Annotated in this window: 5 protein-coding genes; 4 read left to right on the top strand and 1 reads right to left on the bottom strand. The window is 70.8% G+C overall.

Translation table 11 applies throughout. From position 1 onward, the window contains the following. Positions 1 to 411: 411 nt before the first annotated feature. Positions 412 to 825: a hypothetical protein gene (locus ACGFZ2_RS31970; RefSeq protein ID WP_393460289.1), complete on the top strand. Its 414-nt coding sequence runs from the start codon at positions 412 to 414 to the stop codon at positions 823 to 825. Further along, entirely contained in the window at positions 762 to 6,689 is a 5,928-nt protein-coding gene (locus ACGFZ2_RS31975; protein ID WP_393460292.1) for a helicase-related protein, read from the top strand. The genes ACGFZ2_RS31970 and ACGFZ2_RS31975 overlap by 64 nt, the downstream gene beginning before the upstream one ends. A 5-nt stretch (positions 6,690 to 6,694) precedes the next feature. On the opposite strand, the gene ACGFZ2_RS31980 is transcribed toward ACGFZ2_RS31975, so the two are convergent. Next, on the bottom strand, positions 6,695 to 6,886 hold the full coding sequence (locus tag ACGFZ2_RS31980) for a hypothetical protein (RefSeq protein ID WP_393460276.1): 192 nt from the start codon (positions 6,884 to 6,886) through the stop codon (positions 6,695 to 6,697). A 394-nt stretch (positions 6,887 to 7,280) separates the two neighbouring features. Here ACGFZ2_RS31980 and ACGFZ2_RS31985 point away from each other — a divergent pair, with 394 nt between their 5' ends. Next, positions 7,281 to 8,021 carry a hypothetical protein gene (locus ACGFZ2_RS31985; protein WP_357462668.1) on the top strand — a complete coding sequence of 247 codons (741 nt, stop codon included), beginning with the start codon at positions 7,281 to 7,283 and terminating at the stop codon, positions 8,019 to 8,021. Beyond that, positions 8,014 to 8,793 carry a hypothetical protein gene (locus tag ACGFZ2_RS31990; RefSeq protein ID WP_393460280.1) on the top strand — a complete coding sequence of 260 codons (780 nt, stop codon included), beginning with the start codon at positions 8,014 to 8,016 and terminating at the stop codon, positions 8,791 to 8,793. The genes ACGFZ2_RS31985 and ACGFZ2_RS31990 overlap by 8 nt, the downstream gene beginning before the upstream one ends. Positions 8,794 to 9,141 lie beyond the last annotated feature (348 nt).

Genomic DNA, 9,141 nt, shown 5'->3' on the forward strand with positions numbered 1-9,141 from the left:
GGCACCCGAGCAGGCCAGGTCCGCTCGGGTTCGCCTACCCCGGTGCCAGCGCCGTGGTGGAGTCCCACCCGCTGGTAGAGGCTGCGGTCACCAGCCGGGTTGCCCGGGCCGTGCGGGGCTTCGTCACGCGGGCGGGGCGGGCGGTCGCCGCTGACTCCATCCGCGCCATGCTCGACGGGCAGCCCGCCGAACTCGTCGACCGGTGGGCCTCGTACGCCGCTGAACGGCTGGGTGTGCCAGTCATGCCCACGCCACCAGCACCTGCGACCACGACCCCGGACACCGCCGTTGACGCGCCGGCACCGGTGATGCTCAGCGGCGCCGGCACCACGAACGGCCCTCCGTCCGCTCCTGGTGACCAGCAGCCCACATCAGCACCGGAACAGCAGCGAGCAGAGACGGAGACGCGGGATGAACCGGTACGGGGCTCAGGCCCAGAGGCACTGGCAGACGTACCTGCCCCAGCGGTACGCGACCATCGAGGACCCGAACAGCTTCTTCTCGACTTTGGGGGAGCAGGCAGCGACGGCGATCGAGCAGCGGGCACGGGAGCTGGCCGGTCCGGACCAGCCGAACGAGGGCTACCTCGGCAAGCTGGGCCGGCTGAACTCGGCGCAGCAGATGGCGGAGGAGGAGATCCTGCCCGAGCTGATCCTGATCGACCCGGCGACGGACGACCCGTCGAGCGAGACGCCGAGCGCGTCGACGACGCCAGCGAGCCCGACGTGGACGCCGCTGGTGGAGGACCCGAACGACCCGTGGTGGCAGCGGGTCGCGGAGGAAGAGGACGACCAGAACGACGACCCGGTGACGCCGACCCGGTAGCCGATCCGGTCGACGACGTCGGCGCGGCCGGCCCCGATACCACCGGGCCGGCCGCCGACGACCCGGCGCCCGCCGCCCTGGCGCCCGACGCCGCGGTGGTTGATGCCACGGAATCGTTCCGGCCGAGCGGCCAACAGGACCTGGCGCCCGCCGGCGAGATGGCCAAGCTCCGGGCGAACCTGGCCGCTCTGCGAACCCTGCGGGAGGTGCAGGCCGCCGGGCGGCCGGCGACCGCACAGGAGCAGGCTGTGCTGGCCCGCTGGTCCGGGTGGGGTGCGGTGGCGGGGGTGTTCGAGGCCCGCACCAACCACCCCAACTACGCCCGCTTCGCCGAGCAGCGAGCCGAGTTGCGGGAGCTGCTGTCGCCGGCGGAGTTCGCCGCAGCGGAACGCACCGTCCTCAACGCGCACTACACCGACGTCGCCTATGTGCAGGGGATCTGGGACGCGGTGCGGGAGTTGGGCTTCGACGGCGGCACGGTGCTGGAGCCGGGCTGCGGGTCCGGCAACTTCATCGGCCTGGCCCCGACCTCGGCGCGGATGGTCGGCGTGGAGCTGGACCCGGTGACCGCCGGCATCGCCGCCGCCCTGTACCCGCACGCGGAGATCCGCACCGAGAGCTTCGCCGAGACCCGGGCCCCGTCCGGGGCGTTCGACCTGGCGGTGGGCAACGTGCCGTTCGCGCGGTTGCCTCTGGTCGACCGGCGGCACAACCCGGGCCGGCACTCGCTGCACAACCACTTCATCATCAAGAGCCTGCACTTGACCCGGCCCGGTGGGCTGGTCGCGGTGCTGACCTCCCGTTTCACGATGGACGCCCGGCACCCGGCGGCCCGGCGGGAGATGGCCGCGCTGGCCGACCTGGTCGCCGCGGTGCGTCTGCCCTCGGGCGCGCACCAGGCCACCGCCGGCACGCAGGCCATCACCGACCTGCTGATCCTGCGGCGCCGCGAGCCGGACCGTGAGCCTGCTGCAATGACGTGGGAGCAGACCCGCCCCCTGGACCTCGACACGGACGCCGAGCAGCCTGAGCACGTCAACGGCTACTTCCTCGATCGGCCGGAGCGGGTGCTCGGGGAGATGGTGCTGGGGCGCGGCATGAACCGCGACGGCGAGCTGATCGTGCGCGCGGGCGGCGACACGGCCGAGGACCTGGCGCGGGTACTGCGCGACGTCGTCGCCGAGGCCCGCCGCGACGGGCTGGCCATGACGCCCCGCGACGACGCCGACCGGCCGGCCGAACCGCTGGCGGTGCTCGCGCCGACCGACCGCGCCGAGGGCCACATCGAGGCCCTGGACGACGGCACCTTCACCACGGTCGCCGATGGTCAGGTCGTGCCGCACGAGGTGCCCGCCACGCAGGCCGCCGAGCTGCGGGCGCTGCTCGGGCTGCGCGACACCGTGACCGCCCTGCTGTCCGCCGAGGCGGCCACCCTCGACGACGGTGACGAGCACGGAGGCCCGGCCGCCGAGGGCACGCCAGCGGCGCTGCGCGCGCAGCTCAACGACCGCTACGACGCCTACGTAGCCGCCTACGGGCCGCTCAACCGGTACACCCGGCGTCCAACCGGCCGCACGGACCCGGAGACCGGCGAGCCGAAGATGGCCCGGATCAACCCGCCAATGGGCAAGTTCCGGCAGACCGACCCGCACGCCGCCACCGTGTTCGCCCTCGAACACTTCGACGAAGCGACCCAGCGCGCCACCAAGGCCGACATCTTCGCCCGGCGCGTCATCCTGCCCCGGGCACCGCAGCTCGGCGCCGACACCCCGCAGGACGCCCTGGCGATCTGCGTCGACACCCACGGCGAGGTGCGGCTGCCGGAGGTGGCCCGGCTGCTGGGTGTCAGCGAGCCGGAGGCCCGCGCCGCGCTCGGCGAGCTGGTCTACGACGAACCCGACACGGGGCGGCTGGTGGAGGCCCCGGAGTACCTGTCGGGCAACGTGCGCGTCAAGCTGCGCGCCGCCCAGGCCGCCGCCGAGGAAGACCCGCGTTTCGAGGCCAACGTGCGGGCGCTGCACCGTGTCGTGCCCCGCGACCTCGGGCCGGGCGAGATCGACGCGGCGTTCGGCGCTCCGTTCCTGCCCGCCGCCGTCGTCGAGCAGTTCCTGCGCGAGACGCTGCGTGACCCGGGGCTGCGGGTGGAACACGTCGGCGGATCCGACTGGCGAGTCCGCGGCTCGCGCGCCGGCGTGCTGGCCCGCTCGACCTGGGGCACGGCGGGTATGGCCGCGCCGGACCTGGCGCAGCGGCTGCTGACCAAGACCCCGATCCGGGTCTTCGTGGAGGTGGAAGAGGGCAAGCGGGCCCTCGACGTGGAGGCCACCGCAGCGGCGCAGGCCAAGGCGATCGAGTTGGAGGAACGCTTCGGCGCCTGGGTGTGGGAAGACCCGGACCGGGCCGCCGAGGTCGCCACCACCTACAACGAGATGTTCAACGCCACCGTGCCGCGCTCCTACGTCGGGGTGACCCGGTCCCTGCCGGGCATCGCGGTGGGCTTCGTGCCCCGCCCGCACCAGGTAGAGGCGGTGGCCCGCATCGTCGCCGAACCAGCGGTCGGCCTGTTCCACGCCGTCGGCGCCGGCAAGACCGCCGTGATGGCCATCTCCGCGATGGAACAGCGCCGCCTCGGCCTGGTCAACAAGCCGGCCATCGTGGTGCCCAACCACATGCTGGAGCAGTTCACCCGCGAGTTCCTCCAGATCTACCCCCGAGCCCGGCTGCTGGCCGCCGGCCGCGACGACATGAGCACCCAGCGGCGCCGCCGCTTCGTCGCCCGCTGCGCCACCGGCGACTGGGACGCGATCATCATGGCCGCCTCGTTCTTCGAGCGGCTGTCGCTGTCCCCGGACGAGCAGCGCGCCTTCCTCGACGAAGAGCTGGCCGAACTGCGCGAAAAGATCGTCCGCGCCGGTGAGCAGGCCATCGCCAACGGCGAGAGCCCCAAGCGCAACAGCACCGTCAAGCGGCTCCAGAACACCCTCGCGCGCAAAGAGGAACGGATCAAGGAGAAGCTGGACAGGGCCCGAGACCCGGGTGTCACGTTCGAGCAGACCGGCATCGACTTCATCTACCGCGACGAGCTGCACGAACTGAAGAACGACACCATCACCAGCGCCATCCCCGACGCCGGACACGACGGCTCCGACCGGGCGGTCGACTTCCGCATGAAGCTGAGCTACCTCCGCCGCAAACAGGGCCTGCGGGTGGTGTGCGGCGCCACCGCCACCCCGATCGCCAACAGCGTGCGGGAGCTGTACGTGGTGACCCGCCAACTCCGCCCGGACCTGCTGGCGGCCACCGGCACCACCGACTTCGACACCTGGGCCGCCACCTTCGCCAAGGTCGTCACCGCCATCGAGGTGTCCCCGACCGGGCAGGGCTTCCAGATGCGCGCCCGGCTGGCCAAGTACACCAACGTGCCCGAGCTGTCGCTGATGATGCGCACCTACGGCGACGTCCGCACGCCCGAGGACCTGGCCCTGCCCACGCCGCTGCTGACCCAACGGGACGACGGCGAACGCGCCCCGCACATCGTGACCCTCGACCCGTCACCCGAGCTGGAAGAGTTCATCTCCAGCCTCGACGAGCGCGTCGACGACATCCGCAACCGCCGCGTCGAGCCGGAGCAGGACAACATGCTCAAGGTCTCCGGGGAGGCCCGCGCCGCCTCCCTGGACATGCGCCTGATCGACGGCGAGCAGAACAGCCCCGGCAAGATCGACGCCGCCGCCGACCGGATCGCGGCGATCTGGCGCGACACCCGCGACACCGTCTACCTGCTCAACCCCGACGCCGCCACGCCGGTGCCGCACCCCACCCCGGGCGCCCTACAGATCGTCTTCTGCGACCAGTCCACACCCAACCCGGAGAAGTGGAACGTCTACGACGCCCTCGCCGACCTGCTCGTCGAGCGGGGGATGCCCCGGGAGAAGATCCGCTACATCCACGAGGCCGACACCGACGCCAAGAAGGCCAGCCTGTTCAACGCCTGCCGATCCGGCGACGTCGCCGTGCTCATCGGCTCCACCGCCAAGATGGGTGTCGGCACCAATGTCCAGGCCCGCGCGGTCGCGCTGCACCACCTCGACTGCCCGTGGCGGCCGGCTGACGTCACCCAGCGCGAGGGCCGCATCCTGCGTCAGGGCAACCAGAACGCCGAGGTCAGCATCTACCGCTACGTCGTCGCCGGCAGCTTCGACGCCTTCAGTTGGCAGACCGTGGCCCGCAAGGGCACCTTCATCGACCAACTCATGCGCGGCACCTCCGCCCGCGAGATCGAGGACGTCAGCGACGAGACGTTGCAGGCGCACCAGATCAAGGCCATCGCCACCGGCAACCCGCTGCTGATGGACCGCGAGCAGGTCGCCCAGGACCTCACCCGCCTGGACCGCGCCGACCGCGCCCACCACAACACCCAGGCGGCGCTGCGCCGACAGATCGGCGACCTCAAGGCGTGGATCACCAAGGACACCCGCCGCGTCGACATCCTCGACGACGCGATCAGCCGCCGCCAGGACACTCGCGGCGACAAGTTCACCGCCACCGTCGCCGGGCACCGGTTCACCAAACGCGCCGAGGCCGGCCGGGCCCTGCAACACGCCCTGACCGCCCACGCGCAGGGCCTCGCCTCCACCGACCAGCGCGAAGCCGACGGCGTGGCAGAGCTCGGCGGCTTCCGCGTGGACGCGGTGTTCTGGACCGGCCGCGACGGCATGCTCGTCGCGCTGAAATTCCACGGAATCCCCGACTCCTCCACCACCATCAGCCTCACCGCCGCCGTCGAGGGTGACCCCACCGGCCTGGTGCGCCGGCTGGAGAACCAGCTCACCGACCTCGACAGCACCCGAGCCACCGTGCAGGCGCGCATCGCTCAGCAACAAGAAGAGATCGACCGAGCCACCGAGCAACTCGACCAGCCCTTCCCCCGCCGCGCCGAACTGCTGGACACCCGCCGCCGGCTACGCGCCATCAACGCCGTCATCGACCTGATGGCCGCCCCACCACCACCCACGCCGACCGCACCGCCCGCGGTGCCGGTCATCGTCACCGACTGGATGCCGACCGACCTGCGCGAGGGCCTGACCCCCGACGAACAGAGCTGGCTCGACCGCCGGGTACAGATCGTCGCCGGCGACAGAGCCGTCCAGCAGGCCGCCCGCACTACCGATCTGCCCACCTTCGCCGCTACGTTCGACACCGCGCTCAGCCACGCGCTGGCCGACCCCGGCAACACGGAGATGGCCGTCGCGGTGATGCTCAAGTGCGACGATCCGGCCTGGCGCCGGGCCCTCTACACGGCTGCCGGGCAGGCCGTTCACCAGGCAGTCCGTGACGCACCGCCTCCACCGTCGCCGTCAGCGGCGCCGACCGTGACGCCCACGGCCGCAGCCGAGCAGCACCAACCAGCCGACCCACTGACACCTGCCGAGATCGTCGCCGCCACCACCCCGGAAGACCGGGCGCTGCTGGATGCCTGTAGCAAGCAGGCGTTCCGCGTCGACGACGTCCAAGCGGCCATCCACGCCCACGACCAGGTCGCGTTCGCCACCGCGTACGCCTCCGCGATGACCACGGCGATCAGTGAGGTCGACAACCCCGACGCCGTGGTGCGGCTTGCCGAGCTGCATGGCGATGAGGCGTTCCGCACTGGCCTGACCAACCTGGTCTGGGAAAAGCTCACGCCGCCCCTTCGAGCCGAGCGCCAAGCTGTGCCCACTGCAACGGTCGACTCAGCCTCGGTCGCCGCCAAGGCGTTTCTCCCCGCACCCCGCGCAGCGTCGACAAACGTCTCGGCCGCCGCGCCCATCTCGCCCGCCCCGGTCACCGCCCACCGCGGCGCCGACCACGACCACGCCCGCTGAGGGATTCACCGCCCGACGATGGTGTGGAACAGCATCAGCGCACCCCCAGCAGCACCGCCGCCCCAGAGCACAGCCGATGGGACAGAATGGTCGGTCAGGTACGACAGGCTGCCGGCGAGCACGCCGACGACGAGCGCGAGGAGCAGCACGACGGCGGCGCGGACAGTCAGCAGCGGACCGGGGGGCGACGGTGCCACGGAAACCTCCGATTCAGGTGGTGAACGACGCCCGGCTGTAGGTCCACATCGGGGGGACACCCCACGCTCTGAGGGCATGTGAGCTGCGGAAAAGGTTCACAGAAAAAGTTTGAGAAAGTCCGTGGGGTGACCCCCGCGGGCGCACCTACAAGGGGTCGTCTTCATCGTCGGTCGCGACTGGGCGGGAGCCTGCGAGTGCACAGGCGCGGGCGGCGATGGAGCCGACCCCATGCGTCACCGGGGTCGGCACAAGCGAGACGACCGAAAGGGCGATGTGGTGGTTGGCGGCGGCGGCGCGGCGGGCGAGGTGCCCGCGGGCGAGGCGCGCGCGGCTGCGCTACAACCTTCCGACCGGGCCGATTTCAACCTAGGGCAGCCCGTTCCGTTGCCGGACGTGCTCGCCAACATGAACAAGCTCTTCGCCGACGACACCCGGCGGTTGCAGGAGAACTTGCAGCGCCGAGAGGCCGACCGGCTCCTCCTGGCAGACCTCGCCGCCGGGGACTTCACCGGCCCCCGGTACCGGCGCTTCGAGGACGAGCTCGCCGCCTACGGCATGGCAGTGCTCCGCGGCTGGATGCACTCCGGCTACGTCTTCACCCTGACCGCAACGCGAGGGTTCTCACTCAACCCCAGCGAGGCCGAGCTGGAGGAACTGTTCCGCGACTCCGACGCCCGGGAGGAGCTGGCCATCATGACCGTCGCACTGGCACTGCCCCGGTTCCGCAAGAACGCCCTCGTGGGCGGCGGCTGGCGGTTCGAGGGCGGCGCCAGCCTCGCCACCTACTTCATGGGTGCCTGCCTGTACGAATTCCCCAACCAGATGCGTACGCGCCGGGCACAGCGCAGGCGGTGGCACCTGCAGGACCGTGGCGACCCGAGGCTCATCACGCCCGTGGAGAGCAACGTCGACGACCCGGCGGTCATCACCGTCGGAAATCAGCGGGTCCGCGACGACCTCACCAGAGCCGACGCCCGGACCCGCGCGGTTGTGGCACTCACCCTGGACGGCTACAGCCAGGAGGAGATGGTCGAGCTGCTGGGCGAGACCTCCGTCCGAGCGATCGAGGGCGTGCTGCACCGGTGGCGCAAGAAGGAGAAGACAGCGCATCAGGGAGGTGGGTCCCGTGACTGAGCACGACGGCGACCTGGACCGCTTCGAGCAGCTCTTGCAGCGTTCTTCTCTCGGCACCCCCGGCGCCCGCCGGCTTCGCCAGCGGACCCCTGCTGCCCATGTCGAGGCGGTGCGTCGGATCTACCAACTGCGCAACCGGATGGTGCACCCCTCTTCGCCGAAGGACGGCACAGCAGCGGCGATCGAGTTGATCGAGTACCTGACCGACCTCGGTTATCACGGGCAGGCGGACCATCTGCTGCACGACGCCTTTCCAGCCGGTGAGGGTGCCGCGATGGCCAACTTCGCGGCGAGCATGACAGCGCTGGCCGCACTGCGCGAACCTCGGAAGCGCCGGCGCTCACAGGGTGACAGCCCTCAGCAGGAGCAACTCTTCGACATTCCCGACGAAGATCGAGATGGGATGGCCACACTCACTCTCGCGGCGTCCAATGACCGGTTCCCCAACGACGATCCCCGCTGGCAGCATGAGCTGCTAATGCTGTACCTGGCACTGCATCGGCAGGTCGACGCTGCGCCAATCACAACCAAAGATTCGCCCTACCACCCTGGACCCGACGAGCAGCCCAGACTTGTGCTGCTCCTTCCCGTCTCTCCCTCCACCGTCAAGACGGTTCTCGTCGGCCTGCGCAAGTGGGTAAGTAGAGAACCTGGCCGCCATCTCGACGTCAGCTTCACCTCGGCGGAATGGTCCTTCCGCACCGTCCTTCACCACAGAACCTATGAGTCGCCGGTCACCGCAGACCTTCCGTCCCACCTCGGAGGCGAGTAGAGGGCCGGGCACTCTGGCGCCTGCACCGGCAGCGCCACTCAAGGGCACCGCTCAGCGGAGACCCTGGCGTGGATGACCTCCTGGCGCTCCCGGGTGCCGTGGTCGCTGCCCGCGTTCAGTCACGGTGACGTCCCGACCTGCGCGCACCGGCGCAAGCCCCTGCCGGGTCGTCAGTCGGTGGGCGCGGTTGAACAGCCAGGATTGGTCCGACGCGGCTGGTCGACACCCCGCCGACGACGGAGGTGAGCATGTCTGAGTTCGGCAGCTTGAGTGGGCACCACTCGGGCAACTTCTTCCAGCACCATCTGCCGGCTCGGCAGATCGATTCCGGCTGATCATTAGGTTCTT

Origin of the sequence: Micromonospora sp. NPDC048063 (genome assembly GCF_043202855.1) — a bacterium.
GTDB lineage: Bacteria > Actinomycetota > Actinomycetes > Mycobacteriales > Micromonosporaceae > Micromonospora.